This window comes from Serratia aquatilis (assembly GCF_044865145.1).
In the GTDB taxonomy this organism is placed as follows: domain Bacteria; phylum Pseudomonadota; class Gammaproteobacteria; order Enterobacterales; family Enterobacteriaceae; genus Chania; species Chania aquatilis.
The window spans coordinates 3,318,727-3,342,149 of the sequence record NZ_CP173186.1; the positions used below are offsets into that span (position 1 = coordinate 3,318,727).

The following is a 23,423-nucleotide window of genomic DNA, read 5'->3' on the forward strand; positions in this document are numbered from 1 at the left end:
CGCTAAGCGGCCCTTTACTGATACAGAAATGCTCAACTATCGATCAATCATTGCGTGGGGGAGCCAACACCTCACGGTTGCCATTATGCCCCTGCTCACTGACAATCCCCTGCGCTTCCATCTGTTCAATAATGCGGGCGGCACGGTTATAGCCGATACGGAACTGACGTTGTACACCGGAGATCGAGGCGCGGCGTTTATCCACAACAAACTCTACTGCCTGATCGAACAGCGGATCCAGCTCTTCATCACCATCCAGACCACCGCCGCCTTCACCCTCTTCAGCTGTGCTGAGAATGCCCTCCTTGTACTGTGGCCGCTCACGTGCCTTCCAGTCCTTGACCACCGCATGAACCTCCTGGTCGCGAACAAATGCACCATGCACACGCACCGGAATGGATGAGTTTGGTGCCAGATACAGCATATCACCCATGCCTAACAGGGATTCAGCCCCACCTTGATCGAGAATAGTTCGGGAGTCAATTTTACTGGATACGGTAAAAGCTATGCGCGTTGGAATGTTGGCCTTGATCAAGCCGGTAATGACATCAACTGATGGACGCTGGGTAGCAAGCACCAGATGGATCCCTGCCGCACGTGCTTTCTGCGCCAGACGAGCAATCAGTTCTTCGACCTTTTTACCCACCGTCATGATCAGATCGGCAAACTCATCCACCATAACCACGATGTAGGGCTCTTTTTCCAGCACCGGCGGCGAGATGTTCATGCTGTCACTCGGCTTCCAGAATGGATCCGGTATCGGCCTGCCCATCGCTTCGGCCTGGTCAACCCGCTCGTTATAACCAGCCAGGTTACGTACCCCCAGCGCAGACATCAGCTTATAACGACGTTCCATCTCAGCCACGCACCACCGCAGAGCGTTGGCAGCGTCTTTCATATCGGTCACCACATCGGTCAGCAGATGCGGAATACCTTCATAAACCGACAACTCCAGCATTTTCGGGTCGATCATGATAAAGCGCACTTCTTTTGGCGTGGCTTTATACAGAATACTCAGGATCATGGCGTTGACCCCAACCGACTTACCCGACCCCGTAGTACCGGCCACTAGCAGATGCGGCATTTTAGCCAGATCGGCGACGACAGGTTGGCCAGAAATATCTTTACCCAACACAATCGCCAACGGCGAAGTATTATCGCGGAACGCAGGGCAATCCAGCACTTCGCGCAAATAGACCGTTTGACGCTTGGTATTCGGCAATTCCAAGCCTACATAAGGTTTTCCGGGGATGACTTCCACCACGCGAACGGCTGATGTTGACAGCGAACGAGCCAGATCGCGCGACAGGTTGGAAATGCGCGCGGCCTTAACGCCAGGAGCCAAGTCCAGTTCAAAACGAGTAATTACCGGACCAGGCAGAATATCAACCACATCGGCTTTGACTCGGTAATCCGCCAGGCTCGCCTCCACCAAACGCGCTTTTTGCTCTAACGCAAACATATCGACTGGCTCAATCTCTCTCGGAGCCTCGCTTAACAGATCCAGCGTAGGCAACGGTGTAGTCGGTTTCTGCAGCGGCAAATCATTGCGCATCAGGAACGGGTGGATGAGGCTGTCCATCGCAGGGACAACTGGCTTATCCTGTGCCGGAGGCTGATAAGGTTGCTGCTGCGAGTAAGCTGGTGCCTGCTGAGCTTGGGGACGCGGTGGCTGATAAGCGGGCACTTCCGGTTCAAAGTGGCCGAAAGGCACATCATCTTGCTGCTCGCTTTCCTGCTCAATACAATCCTCAAGCTGCGGAGAGAGAGTAAACAAGGGTTCCCTTGGTCCATCGTCAACCAGATCTGCCATCGGCGAAAAACTGAAAGCATTACCTGTATCAACAGAACGGAAGGCCGAGGTCTGTTCGGGCACTGTATTTTCCAGCCCATAACGGGCCTGTTGCTGCTCAGCAAATGCCTGCCCAAGCGCTGCTTCGCGCTGAGCATCTTCCTCATTTTGATCCTGTTGATATTCTTCCCCATAACGCTGGCTTTGCTGTTCAGCAAAAGCCTGACGCAATATGGATTCCTGAAGAATTTCATCCTCCACTGCATCACCGACAGCTTCAGGATGAGGTTCATCCTCACGTTTGCGCAGTTCTTGTTCAGCATTACGCTGGGAAGGCAACTTAATGCCGTAAGATGCCAATTCCCGGCGAGTAGGAATACGCACAGGATTTGGCCGCGGCAGCTCAGGGCCTATGCCCTGTTTAATCTGAGAATTACTGTCACTGGTTGCGGTAAACGCAGGCATGAAGGTATTACTCACCACACCTGTAGCAGCCGAAGAGGCTGAAGATGGTTTCACAGCACCAAAGGCAGGAACCGTGTCGCTGGCGCTGAAACCAGTAGATCCACTGACATCGTCGCTATCGCGCTGTGCCGCAGAAAAATCAAATGGCGACTGTTCACGCTTCACCACAGGTGTATTCTGCCAGTCGCCCATACGGGGTTCGTCTTCGTCGCGGTAAATATCCACCGGCTGAGGTGCTTTAGGTACAGGCGTCTCTTCAGGGATCTCAAAAGAGTAAAGCGGTGGTATGCCCTGCTCCAAGACCGGCGTTAATGGATGCTGGCTGACAGAGGCCGGGGCTACAGGCGCAGTGGTTACTGGCATCTGAGCTGAAACCTTAGGCATCAGCGGAATGTCAGTGTCAACGGGTACGCTTTCAACCGCGGGGAGTTCATCATGACTACTGGCACGCAAGCCACTTAGCAACGGATCGACTGTCTCTTCCGCCACTTTCCTGACAGCTTCAGACACTGAAGGGGCAGAGAACAACACATCATCATCTGCTAATTCCTCAGCGGGCAGAGCCACAACCGTCTCTTTGCCCTTTGGCTCTGGCTCATCATCAATCACCCGATCATCATCGTGGTAACGCTCCTCACGACGTGAACGATTGGTCATGAAGGTAGCGGCCCCCAGAACGACTCCACCGATCTTTTCTGCAATCACCAGCCACGACCAGCCGGTAAACAGCGTCAAACCTACGGCCCAAATGCAAAGCAATGCCAACGTAGCTCCGATACCATTGAACCATGGCAACATAGCGCTACTCAGCAAGCTGCCAATCACACCGCCGGAAGCAAAGTAATAGAGATCATCGACGTTCAGTGCCGCAAGGCCACAGGAAGTGAGCACTAGCGCAAGTGTGCCAATCAGGCGTAACGCGAGCGCAAAATAATCGACATAACCGCTTTTGTCACGTTGACGATAACCCGCCCAGCAGAAAATCAGCATGATAGGGGGTATCGCGTAGGCGAGTACACCGAAGGTGAAGAACAGTGTGTCGGCCAACCATGCACCAACAGTGCCCCCCAGATTGTGGATAGGCTCATGCCAGGCAGTCTGCGACCAACTGGGATCAGAAGGGTCAAAACTGACCAGTGCAGCGATGAGGTAAACGGCAAAAATGGAAACCACGATAAACACAGCTTCAAGCAAACGCCGCCCGCTACTGAGTTTTTTCAAGGTTACTTCTTTATCTTCTGTATATTCCTGGCTCAAGAAAGGCACTCCAGGTTCCTGTTAGCTGGCATAGTAGAGACGCCGAGAATCTTCCTCGGCGCCAAAACTGTATGAATGAACAGGAGTGTAACGAATTTATTCAGGTTTTGCACCTGCGCCTTACCGTGTTTTAATCACCAGACGGTTACTCTGTTTCACTTCTTCCATTACGACGTAAGTTCGGGTGTCATTAACCCCCGGCAAACGTAACAAAGTCTCACCTAATAATTTGCGGTAAGCAGACATATCCGGCACGCGGGTTTTCAACAAGTAGTCGAAATCACCGGAAACCAGATGACATTCTTGAATTTCTTCAAGTTTCTGCACCGCCGAGTTGAATTGCTCAAACACATCTGGAGCGCCACGGTTCAGCGTGATTTCCACGAAAACCAACAAAGAGGCATCAAGATAATGTGGGTTGAGCAATGCGGTATAGCCATGAATAAAGCCTTGACGTTCCAGACGACGCACACGTTCCAAACATGGGGTTGGGGATAACCCTACGCGCTTCGAAAGCTCGACGTTCGAAATTCGCCCATCCTTCTGTAACTCATTGAGGATGTTACGATCGATACGGTCAAGATCTTTACCCGGGCGTTTTTTAGTGTCTACCATTATTATTGTCTCTCTTATGTTCTTCCCTGCACTTGCACACCCTAGCCAACATCAATGTGCGAGGGATTGTTCCAAGCGAAGACCCGATACCAATATTAAGCGGCTATTCCACATATCAACCGCCATAGTCCTTGTTTACTACCATCATCCGCCGTTATCCAGCCTGCCTATCCACCCTGGATAACCAATTCGAAGGATGTTTTTGTTAAGAAACAAACTCTCCGCCAACCGCAAAACCCGCACTCACCTGATACCCCGAAGCAATTTTCAGCCTCGTTGTTGTAAATACATTCGATTTGCTACCGGTATGGGGATAATTTCTTCTTCCTATGATGTTTTCGCAAATGCGCAGCGGATTGTCAAAGTAAAAGAAGCAAAATCAGTAGAACGTACCGTCAGAAAAAATGCGCACCTGATTTTCAGTTAGGAATAAACCTGATAAAAAGTGAGCCGATTAGTTGCACAATCCAGGCAGGAACAGGGTTTTTCACCGCTTACCGTATAAAAGTCATCACCAGCTGTTAATCTACCCACACCTTGTTACCGGGGTTCGCCGCTACGAAGGATTGATAGGCCACTACTATCGAACAAATCGTTAACAACATGCTCAGATGCTTTTTTTACTGCTGTATTTTCCCTACAATCGCTAACATTGTCCGCCATTCTGCAAAAAGAGGCTATTCATGGGCACGGCTAAACATAGCAAATTATTGATTCTGGGCTCTGGCCCAGCTGGCTACACCGCGGCAGTTTATGCAGCGCGTGCCAATCTTAACCCAGTGTTGATCACCGGTATGGAGCAAGGTGGCCAGTTGACCACAACCACCGAGGTCGAAAATTGGCCTGGCGATGCGGAGGGCTTGACCGGCCCTGCCTTGATGGAGCGTATGCGCGAACACGCGGAAAAATTCGATACCGAAATCGTTTTTGATCACATCAACAGCGTTGATTTACACAATCGTCCGTTCCGCCTGTTTGGTGACAGCGGCGAATACACCTGTGATGCACTGATTATTGCTACCGGTGCATCCGCGCGTTATTTAGGTTTGCCATCTGAAGAGGCGTTCAAGGGCCGGGGGGTTTCCGCCTGTGCGACCTGTGACGGTTTCTTCTACCGCAATCAGAAGGTCGCTGTGGTCGGCGGTGGTAACACTGCCGTAGAAGAAGCACTGTACCTGTCTAACATTGCCTCTGAGGTTCACCTGATCCACCGCCGTGACAGCTTCCGTTCGGAAAAAATTCTTATCAATCGCCTGATGGAGAAGGTAAAGAACGGCAACATCGTCCTGCACACTGACCACACGCTGGATGAAGTGCTGGGAGATCAGATGGGGGTCACTGGCGTTCGTCTGCGCAGTACCAAGGCAGAAAATAAAGTTGAAGAGTTGGCAGTTGCCGGTGTGTTCATTGCTATCGGCCACAGCCCAAATACGGCCATCTTCGGCAACCAGCTTGAGCTGGAAAACGGCTATATCAAGGTAAACTCCGGTATTCAGGGTAACGCGACACAGACCAGCATCCCTGGCGTGTTTGCTGCCGGTGACGTTATGGATCACATTTACCGTCAGGCAATTACCTCTGCGGGCACCGGCTGTATGGCCGCACTCGACGCCGAGCGCTATCTTGACGGTATTGCGCAGGCTGTCGTTAAGTAATACTTCTATACTCAAAATAATTCGAGTTGCTTGTAGGCGGCAAGCTTGCGAGGCCCCAGGAGCATAGATCACTATGTGACTGGGGTGAGTAAGCGCAGCCAACAACCAAGCAACTTGAAGTATGAAGGGTATATAAATATGTCACCAAGGCGGTCAAGCATGCGCCTTGGTGACAAGCAAGCCACACAGGCGTCTAGTCGACTTTAATCTGACCATTTTCACCCATTGCCTGATTGGCAACAAACCACTTCCTGAGTTCTCAGCGGCAAAGTGACTGCAATCAGTGCGCTACAGCGCTGGTCGTATAGGGATATTTATTCCAGTCTTCCGAGTGTCGAGGTAACATTAGCGCTCACTTGTCTTGCTTCAGGCTGAAGCAAGCACTATTTAACAGTACGTTAACCTGACCTGTTTCGGCAGGCATCGGCGACGCAGACTACCTGATGAAAAAAACCAGACAGCACCAGTTAACCCGTTGGCTCAAAACACAGAGCACGTTGGCGCAGCGTTGGCTGCGCTTATCCATGCTGTTAGGCCTGGCAAGCGGCATTTTGATCGTCGCACAAGCCTGGCTGCTAGCGTACTTGCTCCATGCCCTGATTATTGAACACCAACCCCGTGGTGAGCTTGTTTCATCGTTTATTTGGCTGGCTACCGCCTTTGCCTTGCGTGCATTGCTGAGCTGGTTACGCGAACGCGTTGGCTTCATCTGCGGACAAGTCATACGCCAGCGTATGCGGGCACAGATACTGGATAAAATGCAGCAGTTGGGTCCTGCGTGGATCCAAGGGAAACCTGCAGGCAGTTGGGCCAGTATCATCGTTGAGCAGATTGAAGATATGCAGGATTACTACTCACGCTATCTGCCGCAGATGTACCTGGCCGTTTTTATTCCGGTTCTAATCCTGATCACCGTCTTCCCAATTAACTGGGCAGCTGGATTTATCCTACTGGCGACCGCTCCATTGATCCCTCTGTTCATGGCTTTGGTTGGTATGGGCGCTGCAGACGCTAATAGGCGTAATTTTGTTGCACTCGCGCGGCTCAGTGGCAACTTTCTTGATCGTTTACGTGGTCTGGAAACATTGCGCCTGTTCAACCGAGGAGAGGCCGAAACAAAACGCATAGCCCAATCCTCAGAAGATTTCCGTCAGCGTACTATGGAAGTGCTGCGTATGGCTTTCCTCTCCTCCGCCGTGCTGGAGTTCTTCGCGTCCATTTCGATTGCCGTTGTCGCGGTCTACTTTGGTTTCTCTTATCTTGGTGAACTGAATTTTGGCAGTTACGGTACCGGCGTAACGCTGTTTGCGGGTTTTCTCGTACTGATCCTGGCGCCGGAATTCTTCCAGCCATTACGCGATTTGGGGGCCTTCTATCACGCCAAAGCACAGGCTATTGGGGCCGCCGAAGCACTGGAAACATTTCTGACGGCTGAAGGGGAAAGCGTTGGGAACGGCACGCAATCGCTGGATACCACGGTGCCACTGACCTTACAGGCGCAGGGCTTGGAAATCCTCTCGCCCAATGGCGTGTTGCTTGCCGGGCCACTCGATTTTACCTTGCCAGCCAACCAACGCATTGCACTGGTCGGCCTGAGCGGTGCTGGAAAAAGTTCACTGCTGAACCTGTTGCTTGGTTTTCTCCCTTACCGTGGTTCCTTAAAGATAAATGGCACTGAACTGCGTGACTTGGCTGCGGTTAATTGGCGTAAGCAACTGGGTTGGGTGGGACAAAACCCGCACCTGCCCGCACAAACATTAAGGGCTAATATCCTGCTCGGTTATCCGGATGCCAGTGAGGCACAATTGCAACAGGCGGTTGAACAGGCTTACGTCAGCGAGTTTCTGCACCATCTGCCAAAAGGGCTGGATACTGATTTGGGCGACGGAGCCGCAAGGCTTTCCGTGGGGCAAGCACAGCGGGTGGCGGTAGCGCGAGCTCTGCTCAGCCCTCGCCGCTTACTGCTGTTAGATGAGCCTGCTGCCAGCCTGGATGCGCATAGTGAACAATGGGTCATGCAGGCGTTGAATGCGGCGTCTCAACAGCAGACCACACTGCTGGTTACGCACCAGTTGGAAGATACTGAAGATTATGACCAGATTTGGGTGATGGACAGTGGAAAAATCGTCCAGCAAGGCAATTATGCCACGCTTAGCACACAACCCGGTCTGTTTGCCAATCTGCTAGCACACCGCAGCGAGGAGCTGTAATCATGCGTGTTTTGCTGCCATTCCTGGCGTTGTACCGCCGCCACACTTTCCTGATCCTGCTGGGTATCATCCTGGCGATCGTCACATTACTGGCCAGCATCGGTTTACTGGCTTTATCAGGTTGGTTCCTTGCTGCTTCTTCGGTGGCCGGGCTGGCGGGTTTAGTTACCTTTAACTACATGTTGCCTGCAGCAGGCGTGCGTGGCGCTGCGATTTTCCGAACCGCAGGTCGTTACGCCGAGCGTGTCGTCAGCCACGACGCCACTTTCCGCGTCCTGTCACATCTGCGCGTTTTTACTTTCCAGAAAATTCTACCGTTATCGCCGGGCGGTATTGCCCGTTTTCGTCAGGCTGAACTGCTGAACCGCCTGGTGGCGGATGTCGATACGCTCGATCATCTCTATTTACGTGTTATCTCGCCAATGGTCAGCGCTGCGGTGGTGATTATGGTGGTCACCTTCGGCCTTAGCTGGCTGGATGGCCCACTGGCATTGACTCTTGGCAGTATTTTATTACTGCTGTTGCTGGTCATCCCCCCGGTGTTTTATCGCGCGGGTAAACCGATAGGGAAAGAACTCACCCTGCTACGTAGCCAATACCGCACAGAGCTAACGTCATGGCTGCAAGGGCAAGCAGAATTGGTTGTTTTTGGCGCGCTGGAGAATTTCCGCCAGAAACTCAACGCCACCGAGCAGCATTGGCAACGGCGCCAATGGCAGCAGGCATCACTGGGTGGCATTGCCCTGGCATTGATGATCCTTGCCAGCGGCCTCACCGTAACGCTGCTGCTATGGCTTGCTGCCGCAGGTATTGGCGGTGATAGCCAACCTGGTGCGCTTATTGCCCTGTTCGCCTTTGCTGCCCTGGCTTCCTTTGAAGCCATGATGCCTGTTGCCGGCGCTTTTCAGCATTTGGGCCAAGTGATCGCTTCAGCAACTCGGGTCAAGCAACTCATCGAACAGCAACCTGAGGTGGCATTCCCTGCGACGGGGCCAGTGGCACAGCAAAGTGCATCGCTGCAAATAAGTGATGTCACCTTTACCTATCCAGAACAACCACTGCCGGTGCTGCAAAATGTGTTGCTGGATATCGCCGCTGGCGAGCACATCGCTTTATTGGGCCGCACGGGATGTGGTAAATCGACCCTGTTGCAACTATTGACCCGCGCATGGGACCCAGACAGCGGTGAAATCCGGCTGAACGGCCAACCACTGAGCGACTATGATGAGTCGACGCTGCGAGCCATGACCACCGTAGTCAGCCAGAGAGTGCATATTTTCAGCAGCACACTGCGTGAGAACCTGCGTATCGCCAGCCCCAAGGTTAGCGATGAAACGCTGAACAGCGTCCTACAGCAGGTTGGATTGAGTAAACTCCTTGAAAACGAAGGGCTGAATGCATGGCTAGGTGAAGGCGGTCGTCAGCTTTCCGGGGGCGAACAACGCCGTCTGGGCATCGCGCGTGCTTTGTTGCACTCGGCTCCATTACTGTTACTGGATGAGCCCACCGAGGGACTGGATGCCGAGACTGAACAACAGATCCTGGCGCTGTTACGTCAGCATTGCCGGGGCAGAACGTTGATTTTGATCACCCACCGTCTCTACGGGCTGGAGCATTTTGATCGTATCTGCGTTATGGATGGCGGTAATGTCGTCGAACAGGGAAGCCACAACGAACTGTTGCGTCAGCAAGGCCGCTATGCCCGCTTCCGCCAACGTATCCATCATACCAAGGCACCGTCGCGTAGTTAGCCGCCAGCGGTGCTCTCCTGTGATAATAAGGAGCACCGCCTCTACAGATTTCGTGATGTCATTTGTGTGCAGCTGTAAAACAGCCTGTAGGCAACGCTAAGAGGTTTTATGCGTATTGTTAAGTTATCACCACAGTCTGTCGCGTTTCCTTCTCCTGAAGCTGCTCTGCGCGATCCTAACGGTTTGCTGGCAATCGGCGGGGATCTGACGCCCTCCCGCCTGTTGGCCGCTTATGAGCGGGGTATCTTCCCGTGGTATTCACCTGGGGAAGCGATTCTGTGGTGGTCGCCGGATCCACGGGCGGTGATGTTTCCAAACGAGTATCATACCAGCCGTAGCCTTAAGCGTTTCCTGCGTAGCGCCCCTTTCCGTATCACCCTCAATCATGATTTTGCTGCCGTGATAAGCGCTTGTGCACAACGTCCCGACGAAGGTACCTGGATTGGGGAGGAAGTGCAGCGAGCCTATTTGCAGTTGCACCGTATGGGTTATGCTCATTCCGTCGAGGTATGGCGTGGAGAAGAATTGGTTGGCGGCCTATATGGGGTGGCGCAAGGTGCTCTGTTCTGTGGTGAATCCATGTTTAGCCGCACTACCAATGCATCAAAATGCGCCTTAATGGCCTTTTGCCACCATTTTGCCAGTTATGGCGGGGAATTGATTGACTGTCAGGTGCTTAACGCTCACACTGCCCGGCTTGGAGCGAGGGATATTCCCCGTCACCAATTTTTGCAGCTACTGAGCAACCTTCAGCGCAAGGTTTTAGCGCCGGGATGTTGGTTGCCGCAAGTTGTACCCCCACAGCTGGTTGAACCGCCCTCCCCAACAAACTAATTTTGCGGAAATGGTGCATTGTTCACCGACACTTCTTTACATAATGTGGGTTTTTCGGCATTATCTTGCCGGTTAAAAACTAAGGTAGTTACCCCTAGAGGATTCGATGGCCAAAGAAGACAATATTGAAATGCAGGGCACCGTTCTTGATACGCTGCCAAACACCATGTTCCGCGTTGAATTGGAAAACGGGCACGTGGTAACCGCTCATATCTCCGGTAAAATGCGTAAAAACTATATCCGCATCCTGACGGGTGACAAAGTCACTGTAGAGCTGACCCCGTACGACCTGAGCAAAGGCCGCATTGTCTTCCGTAGCCGTTAATCGGCTCACCCGTTGCCAGCCACTGGCAACACCGAGGATGTGATCCCTCAAGAGCCCTTTCCGTTTACCGCCGCAGCAACGTTCAGCATCGAGTTGTTTTGGCGCGGGTAAACCGAGAGGGCTCACTCATTTGTATTCCCTATAAAATTAACGCATAAAAAAAGCGATGCCGAAGCATCGCTTTTTTATTAACCGATTACCGCTTAGTGAACTGCACCTTCATCCGCTTTACGCTTCTGAGCACTGAGGAAGTGGTAAGTCAGTTGCTTGGTCTCTTTATCCAGTTCGACTTTCACCGAACCACCGTCAACCAGAGAACCAAACAGCAATTCGTTGGCCAACGGTTTCTTCAGGCTTTCCTGCATGACCCGTGCCATTGGACGAGCCCCCATCGCACGATCATAGCCCTTAACAGACAGCCAATCACGCGCTTCATCACTGACTTCCAGTGAGACGCCCTTGGCATCCAACTGTGCCTGCAACTCGACGATAAACTTGTCGACAACCTGCTGGATCACGGTAGTAGAGAGCGGTTTGAACCAGATAATGTTATCCAGACGGTTACGGAATTCTGGCGTAAACACTTTCTTGATCTCTTCCATCGCATCAATACTGTTGTCCTGCTCAATCAGGCCAATCGATTTACGTTCTGTTTCACGCACACCGGCATTAGTGGTCATCACCAGAATGATGTTGCGGAAATCGGCTTTACGGCCATTGTTGTCGGTCAGCGTTCCGTTATCCATCACCTGTAATAACAGGTTAAACACATCCGGATGCGCTTTCTCAATTTCATCCAGCAATACTACAGCGTGAGGATGTTTGATCACCGCGTCGGTCAGCAGACCACCCTGATCGTAACCGACATAACCCGGAGGCGCACCAATCAGACGGCTAACGGTATGGCGCTCCATATATTCGGACATATCAAACCGCAGCAGCTCAATGTCCAACGCCTTAGCCAGTTGAACCGTTACCTCGGTTTTCCCAACCCCAGTAGGCCCTGCAAACAGGAAGGACCCCACAGGCTTGCGATCCTGACCAAGACCTGCACGGCTCATTTTAATCGCTTCGGTCAGGGCTTCAATCGCCGGATCTTGGCCGAACACCAGCATTTTCAGACGATCATTCAGGCTTCTCAATACATCGCGATCGCTAGCAGAGACGGTTTTCTCCGGGATGCGCGCAATACGTGCAACCACAGATTCAATGTCTGCCACGTTGACCGTCTTCTTACGCTTGTTCAGCGGCAACAAGCGGCTACGTGCGCCAGCTTCATCGATCACATCTATCGCCTTGTCCGGCAGATGACGATCGTTGATGTATTTGACAGAAAGCTCCACCGCAGCGCGGATCGCTTTGGAGGTATAACGCACATCATGATGCGCTTCATATTTGGTTTTAAGACCATTAATAATCTGAATGGTCTCTTCCGGCGTTGGCTCGGTAATATCTATCTTCTGGAAGCGGCGTGCCAGCGCACGATCTTTTTCGAAGATACTGCTGAATTCCTGGTAAGTAGTAGAACCGATCACCCGGATCTTGCCGCTGGACAACAACGGTTTGATCAGGTTAGCAGCATCCACTTGCCCACCGGAAGCTGCTCCAGCGCCGATAATAGTGTGGATTTCATCAATAAACAGAATACTGTTCTGATCCTGTTCTAACTGTTTCAGCAGCGCCTTGAAGCGCTTCTCGAAATCGCCACGGTATTTGGTACCGGCCAGCAACGAACCGATATCCAGCGAGTATAGTGTGCAATCCGCCATAACTTCTGGCACATCACCTTGCACAATGCGCCAGGCAAGCCCTTCGGCAATGGCAGTCTTACCCACGCCAGACTCCCCTACCAGCAACGGGTTGTTTTTACGGCGGCGGCACAACACCTGAATGGTGCGTTCCAGTTCACGGTCACGGCCAATCAGTGGGTCGATACCGCCCACACGAGCAAGTTGATTCAGGTTGGTGGTGAAGTTTTCCATACGGTCTTCCCCTCCGGACTGCTCTTCGTTTACCGGGTTTTCCGCATTAGGTGCCTGGCCCGGCTCATCTTTACGCGTACCATGTGAAATGAAGTTCACCACGTCGAGACGGCTTACGTCGTGTTTGCGCAGTAAGTATGCCGCTTGCGACTCCTGTTCGCTGAAGATCGCCACTAATACGTTGGCACCGCTGACTTCATTGCGCCCAGAAGACTGCACGTGGAAGACCGCACGCTGCAACACACGTTGGAAGCTGAGCGTAGGTTGAGTATCACGCTCATCCTCACCTGCAGGCAGCGTAGGCGTGGTCTGTTCGATAAAGGCTTCCAGTTCCTGACGTAATGCCGCCAGATCCACCGTACATGCCTCTAGCGCTTCGCGCGCGGCAGGGTTGCTGAGCAATGCCAGCAACAGGTGCTCCACGGTCATAAACTCGTGTCTGTGCTCACGCGCTCTGGCGAAAGCCATGTTGAGACTGAGTTCCAGTTCTTGATTGAGCATAGGCACCTCCCCAATAGATTGCCTTTTCAGGCTTTTTCCAGCGTACAGAGCAACGGATGCTCGTTCTCCCTTGCGTAACGGTTTACAAATACTACCTTGGTTTCCGCCACCTCGGCGGTAAAAACACCACAGATAGCCTTACCTTTGTAGTGAACCGTGAGCATCAGTTGCGTTGCACGTTCAATATCATAAGAAAAGAACTTTTGCAGAACGTCAATCACAAATTCCATCGGTGTGTAATCGTCGTTATTAAGTATAACTTTATACATTGATGGCGGTTTTACCGCATCGATTTGTTTTTCTTTGACCAAGTGTTCAAAATTTAGCCAATCGCTATTCTTGCCCATCGCTGTTCATCTTCTCTGCAATGCCCTGTTATGGGGGGCACATTCGGGTTATACAATGCGGTATACCGCGATTATTTTACCATCTTCGCATCCAGTTAGTCGCAGTGTAAATCGAATATACCGCACTGAGTCTGCCATAATTTGTTACCAAACAATCTCAATAGCGTTAACTGCTTCAAACTTTGGTGAACTGCTCGCTACTGTCAAAAGCCGATCCCTTGACGTGATGATCAATTGCTCTAGAGTGTAATTTTGTGGGCTGCTGGTCTTTTGACCACCCACTCTTCAGAATCAGTTATTCATCTCATCTATAAAATAGCGTTGCGAGGGATGTAGAAGCATGGAGACGGGTACTGTTAAATGGTTTAATAACGCAAAAGGTTTCGGTTTTATTTGCCCTGAAGCCGGCGGCGAAGATATTTTCGCTCATTATTCGACAATCAAGATGGATGGTTACAGAACGTTGAAAGCGGGCCAACAAGTCAGGTTCGATGTGCATCAAGGACCGAAAGGGAACCATGCAAGTCTTATTCTGCCGCTGGAAAGCGAGGCGTTAGCCTAAAAAACTATCCCCAAGTTACTTCAAGTTGCATGTAGGCGGCCACTGAACGAAGCCCCAGGAGCTTGGTAAACCAAGTGACTGGGATAAGTGAAGGCAACCAACCCCCATGCAGCTTGAAGGGCCACGGGTATAAACGCTGTCTGCAGGGCCATTCTCTTGAGCCGCATTAAAAATGCCAGCCGCTGTACGACTGGCATTTTTATTAGCCATATTTCTTCAGTTGTTCACATCGCCGCCCTGCTTATTTTTAGGGCATCTTACGCACATCTCCATTTCACTCGCGTGCTAAAGCGTCAATCGGGTTCAAGCGCGCCGCATTGCGTGCCGGTAGATAACCGAATACAACACCAATACCGGTTGAACACAGGAACGCACTCAACAGTGCGGAAGGTGGGAAACTGACTTGCCACCCCGGCAACACCAACTCCACCAGTAAACCAATGGCAAATGACAGGGTTATCCCTAACGCCCCGCCAACCAGGCAGACCAGTATTGCCTCTATCAGGAACTGCTGTAAAACATCGCTGGAACGAGCCCCTACCGCCATACGAATACCGATTTCACGCGTCCTTTCCGTTACCGAAACCAGCATGATATTCATCACACCAATTCCCCCTACCACCAGCGAAATCACGGCGACCAAAGTCAGGAACAGTTGCAGCGTGCGCGTGGTTTTCTCGGCAGTCTGCACCAGGCTATCCATGTTGTAGGTGAAGAAATCTTTCTTACCATGGCGTAACGTCAGTAAACGCGTGAGCTGCTGTTCCGCTTCCTGGCTACTGTATCCTTCACGGATGCGCACAGTGATGGAATCAAAATAATCATGGCCCACTAGCCGGTTGGCCATGGTGGTATAGGGTACCCATACATTCAACGTATTGCTGCTGCCAAACATCGACTGCTTTACTTGTGCCACGCCAACCACTGTCGCGGGCATATTGCCAACCAGGATCACTTTACCAACCACATCATTTTGGTGCGGGAATAAACGGCGTTGCGTATTGGCATCGATCACCACGACCTGCGCTTGCGATTGTTCTTGCTGGGCATCAATACCTCGTCCCTGGGAGAATGTCATACCATAAACCCGGAAATACTCCGAGTTGACGCCGGACACATTAGCAGCCACATCAATATTGCTAAAACGCAGGCGCATATTGCTGTCAATATTGGGCGAAAGCGCATGGACATAGGGCTGTTCACTCAACGCACTCAGATCGCTATATTTTAACGACTGGCGGAAGGAAGGATCATCGTCACCAAAATCCTTGCCGGGAAAAACATTCACGGTATTGGTTCCAATAGATTTGATATCTGCCAGAACCATATGTTTAGCCGCATCGCCAATCACCAGGATAGAAACTACGGAGGCAATGCCAATAATGATCCCCAGCATGGTCAGGGCGGTACGCATTTTATTGGCTGCCATTGCGCGCCAGGCCATAACCAACGACTCGCGAAAACGCCCCGAAACCTGCCGCCAGGATGACGTAGGCGTTGCCAATATCAGCTTTTTCGCCTGAGGAACCTCTTGTGTCAGCGGACGTGAATCGGCAACGATTTCACCATCACGGATTTCGATAATTCTTTCTGCCTGGTGCGCTATGGCAGGATCGTGGGTCACAATAATTACGGTATGCCCCTGTTCGCGCAGTTGCTTGAGGATAGCCATCACCTCCTCACCGGAATGACTGTCGAGCGCCCCTGTAGGTTCATCCGCTAGGATCACCTGACCACCGTTCATCAACGCCCGAGCAATACTCACACGCTGCTGCTGCCCACCGGAGAGTTGGTTTGGGCGGTAAGCCGTTCGTTCCCCCAATCCAAGACGCTGTAGCAATGCCTCTGCTCTTTCGCGCCGGGCGGTCTTGCTTGACCCGGCGTAGACAGCAGGCACTTCAACGTTATGGGCTGCGCTAAGATGCGGAAGCAAATGATAACGCTGAAAAATAAAACCAAAATGCTCGCGTCTGAGCTGAGCCAGCGCATTCCCATCAAGCATCGCCACATCCTGCCCGGCAACGCGATATATCCCGGCGCTGGGTTTGTCCAGACAACCGAGAATATTCATCAACGTAGATTTACCCGAACCAGAAGCGCCCATGATCGCCACCATCTCACCGGCATCAATGCGCAGGCTGATATTTTTCAGCACATCCACGGTCTGTTCGCCGGAGAGATAACTACGCCCTATCCTGCTCAATTCCAGCAATGCCGCCATCAGTTGGTCTCCGCGCCGCCACGGCTGATAATCACTTCTTCACCCACAGACAGGCCACTGACGATCTGCACATCGGTATTGTTACGAATACCGATAGTGACTTCCCGCTTCTCTTCTTTCCCCTGCTCCAATACGGATACGTGATAACGTTCATCGGCAATCTGGTCACCCAAAGCGACCAGCGGAATAGCCAACGCATCATTGACGGCGGAAAGTTGAATATGCACCTGAGCGGTCATTTGCAAACGCAGCAAGCCATCTGGGTTAGGGACTTCAAAACGCGCATAGTAGAAGATGGCATTATTTACTTTCTCTGGCGTAGGCTGAATATCTTTCAGTACACCATCGAAACGTTTGTTCGGATCCCCCAGCACGGTAAACCAGGCTTTCTGCCCCGGTTTGAGATTGATGACGTCAGCCTCGGAAACCTGAGCCTTCACCAACATCGTGTGCATATCTGCCAGCGTTAGAATGTTGGGTGCTTGCTGCGCGGCAATCACCGTCTGGCCCTGTAAGGTAGTGATTTGCACAACATCACCATCCATCGGTGCCTCAATACGGGTATAGGTGAGATTGAGCCGGGCAGTATCCAGACTGGCCTGATTCTTGGCGATCTGCGCCTTGATAGTATCCACCTGAGCTTTTTTCACCGTCAGCTCTGTCGCGTATTTATCCAGATCCTGACGCGCTACTGCCTGTACTTTGGCCAGTTCACGATTACGCTGCAACGTTACCGCAGCCAACTGCTGCTCGGCCTGAGCCTGCTGTAAATTAGCGCGCAGCTCCTGCAGCGTAGCTTCACCTTCGCGGATACTGTTTAATGCCTGTTGGGGGTCGATAATGCCGAGCAGTTGGCCTTTTTTCACTGTATCGCCAATCTCGACGTTCAAACTCTCCAGTTGCCCGCTGACCTGAGCCCCCACGTCAACTTTGCGCACCGCATCCAGTTGGCCTGTCGCCAACACACTCTGTTGCAAATCACGCTTTGTTACCTTGACGGTCTTGAATTCAACCGGGGTGGGATGGCTAAAGTGCCGATAAAGCAGTATGGCGAGCGCGAGCAGAAGCACTATCCCTATCAACCCGCGTTTTTTACGTCCTATTAACCACGTCAAAATATATTCCTACCTATTTGGTCAATCCCTGACTGCCAAACCCGGCAGCCCGGAAAGATTACCATTTCGAATTATCAATAACTAAACCTAAGCTCAACGTACCGTGGGCGCTGGTTTTTTAAAATTTCACATTGAACTCCCGTTTAGCGAAACCTTGTTGAAATAGCGCAAGTCAACATCACAAGGACTTATCATGTCACAGCTCAGCTACCCGCTAGAATCTGCCAAGCCAGCCAGCTGCGGCCAATTGATGAGCGCATTGCTCAATGGGGAAAAGGTTCCCAGCAAATCCTGGGAAAAAACCTCGTTCCGTCTAAAATTCCTTTGTCGTTCGCTGCTCTGCTGGTCCACAACCCATGCCCTACTCGACATGTTGGCTGCAAATCCTCTGCTGGATGAAATTCTAAGCGCTCAACCCGGCCTGCCGTGTAAATTGCATCGCCCCTATCTGGCAGCAAACATGAGCCGCATCGAGTGTTTGTTCGCACTGCGCGATCACTACGATCTTATTGCTCAGCGTATGCCACTGAAAATGCGCCTGGGTTATCTCAGCCAACCGTTCACCTTAAGTTGTGCAGAGGATAAAAATGGTGAACAGATCTGCCTGCAATTGGCCTCTCTCGACAAGTTGAACAAGGAGGGGGAAGCAACCCTACTAATGCGAAATGCCAAGGGGTTGATGCTGGCGGAAATCACCTTCACCCTGATGAACTATCACCAGCAGCCAACCCTGTTTATTGGTGGCCTCCAGGGCGCAGAGTACGGTGTTCCGCACGCTGAGATCCAAAGTACTACCAAAGCCTGTCACGGGTTGTTCCCGAAACGTCTTGCCCTCGAGGGGGTAGGTTATCTGGCACAGCATTTGGGGATCCGGCAAGTGATCGCGGTGGGTAATACAACGCATATCTACCAGAACTGGCGCTATCATCGTAAAAAGAAAGACCTGCTGCATGCAGATTACGATCAGTTCTGGCTTTCCATGGGGGGCAAACCGCTCGACAACGGTTATTTTCTCTTGCCTACGCGTATTGCCCGTAAACCGCTTGAAGACATAGCCAGCAAAAAGCGTGCGGAATATCGTCGTCGTTACCAGTTGCTGGATGAGCTGCAACAGGGATTCGCACTGCACTTCGACGCAAATCCCTATGCTTTAGTCTGCTCGGCCCCGCGCCAGCCAAATAACGCGTGAGAACATTTTCTTCAGCAGGGGGGGCACCGAATCGATGCCCCACTGCCCTGCCTGCGTTGCAACCTCAATCGCCAGATCGGGTTTTGATGAATGATGCACGGCTTTGAGGATCACCTTGCGTACCGGCATTTGTACTTTAAGGGGAACTGAAGCTACGCGATGGTAGACTGAGCTAAAACCCGCTTTGTACATAAAGTGTTCCATATCCAATGCTGGCAGCGCTGTCAGACGATCGCGTTCATTATCGTCATGATTGACCAGCATGCTGCGAACGGCATTGGCATATTTCTTCCCGGCCTCGTCGCCATCGACTAACGCATGCCACTCAATACCCATCAGCCTGGCAAACTTCAACAACGGTTTAAGCCCGCACTGGGCAAACTCAATAACTCTGACGCCTTCCGCTTCAAAATGGTATCCGCACTGACGTGCCAATTCATTCAGCAACCACACCTCGGTTTCCCCTTCGACCAATAACCAACAGCGGGCAAACAGTGAAGAAGGCCGATTAAACCGGATATGAAATGCGATACGCCGCCCATCTTCCAGGCTTAACCCCGGCGTACCAAGCCGATAGGTTGCCACGCGGGAAGACTCGCGCACCAGCCGGCAAATATGCTCCACTGGTACTAGCGACACCAGTTGGCTGGAGTTGGTAGTCGTGATGCGCTGTAGCGGCATTTGGTTGAGCAAATTCCAGGCAACGGAGAGCATGATAGGGTGCAGGCGCGTCTCCGGATCCTCAACCAACAGCAATGGCCGGGCGTGTGGATCGAGCCTCAGATTGCCCTTGGCCTGCAACAAAGTAGAAAACATCCCTAACAGGATCAACCGCATACTGCGGCTGTTGGGTTCCGCAATCATACGGTTGATGCTATCCAGAGAACGCCACGCCTGCTGCTCTGGAGGCTGGCGATGGCGGCGCGGTCCAGGCACCTGCGAACCCTGTTCGGCAAAGTAGTGCTCAAGCAGCTGTTGCATGGCTGTCAAACCTTGCCGCAACTCGGCATTGGTCAGTTTTTGCGGATTACGCACCAGTTCACGCGTCAATTGGTCCAACTGGTGTGCCAAGGCCTGGTTATCAACGGGAAGATTGTCATTGAGCGAGCTGGGTCGCAGGCGGCGGATAAAACGTGCATCTCGCAAGCGCAACACCGGATGGATACGGATTAAAGCAAGTACCAGTTGATCGATATGGTGCAGATGCAGTTCATTACCATGCTCACCCAGAAAACGGCGCCAGGTACACACCGTGCCATCATCAGCCAGTTCACCTTCGCAGCAGTAATGAATGCGGCCTAGACTATCATCCCCCTTAGACCAAAGCGGCGAAAGGTGGCGATAACGGGGCAGATGAGCATGACCGATATCTTTTTCACAAAACGTGAAGATAATCTGCAAATGGCGCTCTTTGGCCGCTTCATCACCAGGAGGGAAATGAAAATCACGAGATTCAAAGCGGTAAAGCTTCTGCTCAGGCGACAGCAAAAGCGTCATCGCATCCAGCAAACTGGACTTACCCCAGGCGTTTTCACCCAGCAGAACCGTGTTGTCGTCCAGCATCAGTGAAAGCCGGTTTATGCCGCGGAATCCTGCAATCTCGATACGCTCTAAGAACATCTGCTAACTCCTGTGTGCACTTATGGGGGGCTTGACCGTACATATTACTTGTTTGTGAGCACCGCTGGCAGTCAGGTGACACTGCCCACTCTTGAGAATGGTCAATAAAACCCTTGCAGGTCAAGCAGACATTACTGCTTGTTGCTCTTCAAGCCGGTACTGTACTTTAACCATCATTTTAGTTAGCGTATTTGCCTGCCGGGTTCCCGGTACATTCCCCAGACCAAAGGACTTTTGCCTCATCATGTATTCAGGCCTGCTGATAATTTTACTACCGCTGATCGCCGGTTATCTTGTTCCCTTGCGCAGCAACTCCCTGATTCAAGTCATCAACCGTCTATTAAGCTGGATGGTGTACGTTATTCTGTTCTTTATGGGGATCAGTCTGGCATTTCTGGAAAATCTCAGCAGTAATCTGGTGCTGATCCTGCAATACACTCTGGTGTTTTTTCTGTGCATTTTCTGCGCCAACGCTCTGCTGCTCTATCTATTAGAACGCCGTCACCCTTGGCAAAATACCCACAGGCAGGAAAAATTGCCTTCACGCCTACACATGGCATTAGAATCTCTGAAGCTATGCGGGGTGGTTCTAGGTGGATTTGTCGTCGGCCTCACCCAATGGCCTTGGTTACAATTTGCCAGCCAAGGGGGCGAGTATGCTCTGATACTGCTGCTGTTACTGGTGGGGATCCAATTACGTAATAGTGGAATGACGCTGCGTCAGATCGTGCTGAACCGCCGTGGGATGCTGGTTGCCGTGATCATAGCGGCAAGTTCTTTGGCTGGTGGCGCTTTAGCCGCGCTATTACTGGCGTTACCGCTGAAAACCGGTTTGGCAATGGCATCGGGGTTTGGCTGGTACTCGCTTTCCGGTATTCTGATCACTGATGCTTACGGCCCGGTGATGGGCAGTGCTGCATTCTTTAACGATCTGGCTCGCGAACTGGTAGCCATTATGCTGATACCCACACTGGTACGCCGCAGCCGCTCCTCGGCTCTGGGTTTATGTGGTGCAACATCAATGGACTTCACGTTGCCAATCCTACAACGCAGCGGCGGGGTGGAAATGGTACCTCCGGCTATTGTGCATGGATTCTTGCTCAGCTTGCTGGCTCCGATACTTATCGCTCTGTTTTCTTGAATGCCGACGGCGCAGTTCACTGCGCCAACGGGATCGAAATCGTAATAATTCCTATCCGCATACCAAATTGTTCTAGATCAAGCTTTGTTAAAGTTGCGTAACAAAGTCCTTCCTAAAGCGTTGTTGCACATCTATTCTTCAAAACAAGCATTAAAAATACAACTTTAAAAAGGAAGCGATTATGTTCTGTGTGCAATGTGAACAAACTATCCGTACACCCGCAGGCAACGGTTGCACTTATGCTCAAGGAATGTGCGGAAAAACAGCAGAAACGTCCGACCTGCAGGATCTGTTAGTTGCCGCACTGCAAGGTCTTTCTGCCTGGGCGTTACAGGCCAGGGCTTTGGGCATTATCGATCATGAAGTCGATAGTTTTTCTCCACGCGCCTTCTTCTCTACCTTGACTAACGTCAACTTCGACTCCGAGCGCATTATCGCTTATGCCCGTGAAACCATTAACCTGCGCGAGTCGCTAGCAGCGCGCTGCCGCCTGCTTGATGCCAGCGTGCGTGTTGATCATCCGCTGGCAACGCTAAAACTGGCTGGTGACGATATGCCTACCCTGCTGCAACAGGCCGCAGCATTCGCACTTAACACCGATAAAGCAGAAGTAGGTGACGACATTCACGGCCTGCGCATGCTGTGCCTGTACGGTTTGAAAGGGGCTGCCGCCTACATGGAGCACGCGCACGTGCTAGGGCAGTTCGATAACCAGATTTATGCTGACTATCACGCCTACATGGCCTGGCTCGGTACTGAACCGCGCGATGTTGATACCTTATTAGGCAACGCCATGGGTATTGGCAAAATGAACTTCAATGTAATGGCCATTCTGGATCGCGGCGAAACCCAGGCGTACGGCGATCCTCAGCCTTCATCGGTCAACGTGCGCCCGGTGGCAGGTAAAGCCATTCTGATTTCCGGTCACGATCTGAAAGATCTGCACTTGCTGCTGGAGCAGACCGAAGGAACCGGCATTAACGTCTATACCCACGGCGAGTTATTGCCGGCACACAGCTATCCAGAACTGCAAAAATTCTCCCATCTGGTAGGTAACTACGGCGGCGGCTGGCAGAATCAACAAACCGAGTTCGCTAAATTCCCTGGCCCGATCGTCATGACCTCCAACTGTATTATCGACCCCAACGTTGGGAATTACAGTGATCGCATCTGGACGCGCAGTATGGTTGGCTGGCCGGGCGTTAACCATTTGGAAAGCGATGATTTCAGTGCCGTGATCGAACAGGCGCAGCAGCTTTCTGGTTTCCCATACAGTGAAATTGAACAACTGATCACCATCGGATTTGGTCGTCAGGTGCTGCTGAATGCTGCGGATACGGTGATCGATCTGGTCACTCAGAAAAAACTTCGTCATGTATTTCTGGTCGGCGGATGTGACGGCAGCCGCGACGAACGCAGCTACTTTACCGATTTTGCCCGCAGCGTTCCGCAGGACTGCCTGATCATGACGCTGGGTTGCGGCAAATATCGTTTCAACAAGCTGGACTTTGGTACCTTGGAAGGTCTGCCACGCCTGTTGGATGTCGGCCAGTGCAACGACGCTTACTCTGCCGTCATGTTGGCGGTAAAACTCTCAGAAAAGCTGGGCTGTACAGTGAACGATCTGCCGCTCAGTCTGGTGCTCTCATGGTTCGAGCAGAAGGCGATCGTCATTCTGCTGACGCTGCTGTCGCTGGGCGTGAAAAATATCGTCACGGGTCCAAGCGCGCCTGCGTTTCTGACGGACAACCTGCTGGCAATACTGAATGAGAAATTCGGTCTGAGCCCGATCACCACCGTAGAGCAGGATCTGCAAACCTTTCTTGGCTAATACCATTTCC

The 23,423-nt window shown here is 51.9% G+C and carries 16 protein-coding genes; 9 read left to right on the forward strand and 7 right to left on the reverse strand.

Annotation, left to right across the window (positions count from 1 at the left end; genetic code table 11):
* Nucleotides 1-43: 43 nt before the first annotated feature.
* Both SAQUA_RS15035 and lrp read right to left on the reverse strand, forming a co-directional pair.
* A complete protein-coding gene (locus tag SAQUA_RS15035) occupies nucleotides 44-3,514 on the reverse strand; it encodes a DNA translocase FtsK 4TM domain-containing protein (RefSeq protein WP_380680014.1) in 3,471 nt (1,156 codons plus the stop codon).
* 120 nt (nucleotides 3,515-3,634) lie between these two features.
* The gene (lrp, locus tag SAQUA_RS15040; protein ID WP_021804943.1) at nucleotides 3,635-4,129 is read right to left on the reverse strand and encodes a leucine-responsive transcriptional regulator Lrp; all 495 of its coding nucleotides are present in this window, start codon (nucleotides 4,127-4,129) and stop codon (nucleotides 3,635-3,637) included.
* Between the two features lie 683 nt (nucleotides 4,130-4,812).
* Here lrp and trxB point away from each other — a divergent pair.
* The 5 genes from trxB (at nucleotide 4,813) to infA (ending at nucleotide 10,904) form a co-directional block, all read left to right on the forward strand.
* Nucleotides 4,813-5,784 carry a thioredoxin-disulfide reductase gene (gene trxB, locus SAQUA_RS15045; RefSeq protein ID WP_380680019.1) on the forward strand — a complete coding sequence of 324 codons (972 nt, stop codon included), beginning with the start codon at nucleotides 4,813-4,815 and terminating at the stop codon, nucleotides 5,782-5,784.
* A gap of 443 nt (nucleotides 5,785-6,227) precedes the next feature.
* On the forward strand, nucleotides 6,228-7,994 hold the full coding sequence (gene cydD / locus SAQUA_RS15050; protein ID WP_380680022.1) for a heme ABC transporter permease/ATP-binding protein CydD: 1,767 nt from the start codon (nucleotides 6,228-6,230) through the stop codon (nucleotides 7,992-7,994).
* 2 nt (nucleotides 7,995-7,996) lie between these two features.
* Nucleotides 7,997-9,745: a heme ABC transporter ATP-binding protein/permease CydC gene (cydC, locus tag SAQUA_RS15055; protein WP_380680026.1), complete on the forward strand. Its 1,749-nt coding sequence runs from the start codon at nucleotides 7,997-7,999 to the stop codon at nucleotides 9,743-9,745.
* 108 nt (nucleotides 9,746-9,853) lie between these two features.
* A complete protein-coding gene (aat, locus tag SAQUA_RS15060; RefSeq protein ID WP_380680029.1) occupies nucleotides 9,854-10,579 on the forward strand; it encodes a leucyl/phenylalanyl-tRNA--protein transferase in 726 nt (241 codons plus the stop codon).
* A 106-nt stretch (nucleotides 10,580-10,685) separates the two neighbouring features.
* Nucleotides 10,686-10,904, forward strand: coding sequence for a translation initiation factor IF-1 (gene infA, locus SAQUA_RS15065; RefSeq protein ID WP_002211347.1), 219 nt, complete (start codon nucleotides 10,686-10,688; stop codon nucleotides 10,902-10,904).
* 203 nt (nucleotides 10,905-11,107) lie between these two features.
* Here the strand turns inward: infA and clpA are convergent, their stop codons facing one another.
* A complete protein-coding gene (gene clpA / locus SAQUA_RS15070; protein ID WP_380680037.1) occupies nucleotides 11,108-13,387 on the reverse strand; it encodes an ATP-dependent Clp protease ATP-binding subunit ClpA in 2,280 nt (759 codons plus the stop codon).
* 26 nt (nucleotides 13,388-13,413) lie between these two features.
* Entirely contained in the window at nucleotides 13,414-13,734 is a 321-nt protein-coding gene (gene clpS, locus SAQUA_RS15075; RefSeq protein WP_380680040.1) for an ATP-dependent Clp protease adapter ClpS, read from the reverse strand.
* A gap of 340 nt (nucleotides 13,735-14,074) precedes the next feature.
* On the opposite strand from clpS, the gene cspD reads away from it, so the two are divergent.
* The gene (cspD, locus tag SAQUA_RS15080) at nucleotides 14,075-14,296 is read left to right on the forward strand and encodes a cold shock-like protein CspD (RefSeq protein WP_380680043.1); all 222 of its coding nucleotides are present in this window, start codon (nucleotides 14,075-14,077) and stop codon (nucleotides 14,294-14,296) included.
* A gap of 274 nt (nucleotides 14,297-14,570) precedes the next feature.
* Here the strand turns inward: cspD and macB are convergent, their stop codons facing one another.
* On the reverse strand, nucleotides 14,571-16,517 hold the full coding sequence (gene macB / locus SAQUA_RS15085; RefSeq protein WP_380680046.1) for a macrolide ABC transporter ATP-binding protein/permease MacB: 1,947 nt from the start codon (nucleotides 16,515-16,517) through the stop codon (nucleotides 14,571-14,573).
* Nucleotides 16,517-17,599, reverse strand: coding sequence for a macrolide transporter subunit MacA (macA, locus tag SAQUA_RS15090; protein ID WP_404413215.1), 1,083 nt, complete (start codon nucleotides 17,597-17,599; stop codon nucleotides 16,517-16,519). Before macA ends, macB begins: the two co-directional genes overlap by 1 nt.
* Nucleotides 17,600-17,825: 226 nt before the next feature.
* On the opposite strand from macA, the gene SAQUA_RS15095 reads away from it, so the two are divergent.
* On the forward strand, nucleotides 17,826-18,821 hold the full coding sequence (locus SAQUA_RS15095) for a VirK/YbjX family protein (RefSeq protein WP_380680049.1): 996 nt from the start codon (nucleotides 17,826-17,828) through the stop codon (nucleotides 18,819-18,821).
* Here SAQUA_RS15095 and SAQUA_RS15100 read toward each other — a convergent pair.
* Nucleotides 18,783-20,441, reverse strand: a complete 1,659-nt coding sequence (locus tag SAQUA_RS15100) for an ATP-dependent endonuclease (RefSeq protein WP_380680052.1) — start codon at nucleotides 20,439-20,441, stop codon at nucleotides 18,783-18,785. The two genes, SAQUA_RS15095 and SAQUA_RS15100, sit on opposite strands and share 39 nt — an antisense overlap.
* 244 nt (nucleotides 20,442-20,685) lie before the next feature.
* Here SAQUA_RS15100 and SAQUA_RS15105 point away from each other — a divergent pair, with 244 nt between their 5' ends.
* Nucleotides 20,686-21,582, forward strand: a complete 897-nt coding sequence (locus tag SAQUA_RS15105; protein WP_380680055.1) for a lysine exporter LysO family protein — start codon at nucleotides 20,686-20,688, stop codon at nucleotides 21,580-21,582.
* 181 nt (nucleotides 21,583-21,763) lie between these two features.
* The gene (gene hcp, locus SAQUA_RS15110; RefSeq protein ID WP_380680058.1) at nucleotides 21,764-23,413 is read left to right on the forward strand and encodes a hydroxylamine reductase; all 1,650 of its coding nucleotides are present in this window, start codon (nucleotides 21,764-21,766) and stop codon (nucleotides 23,411-23,413) included.
* Nucleotides 23,414-23,423 lie beyond the last annotated feature (10 nt).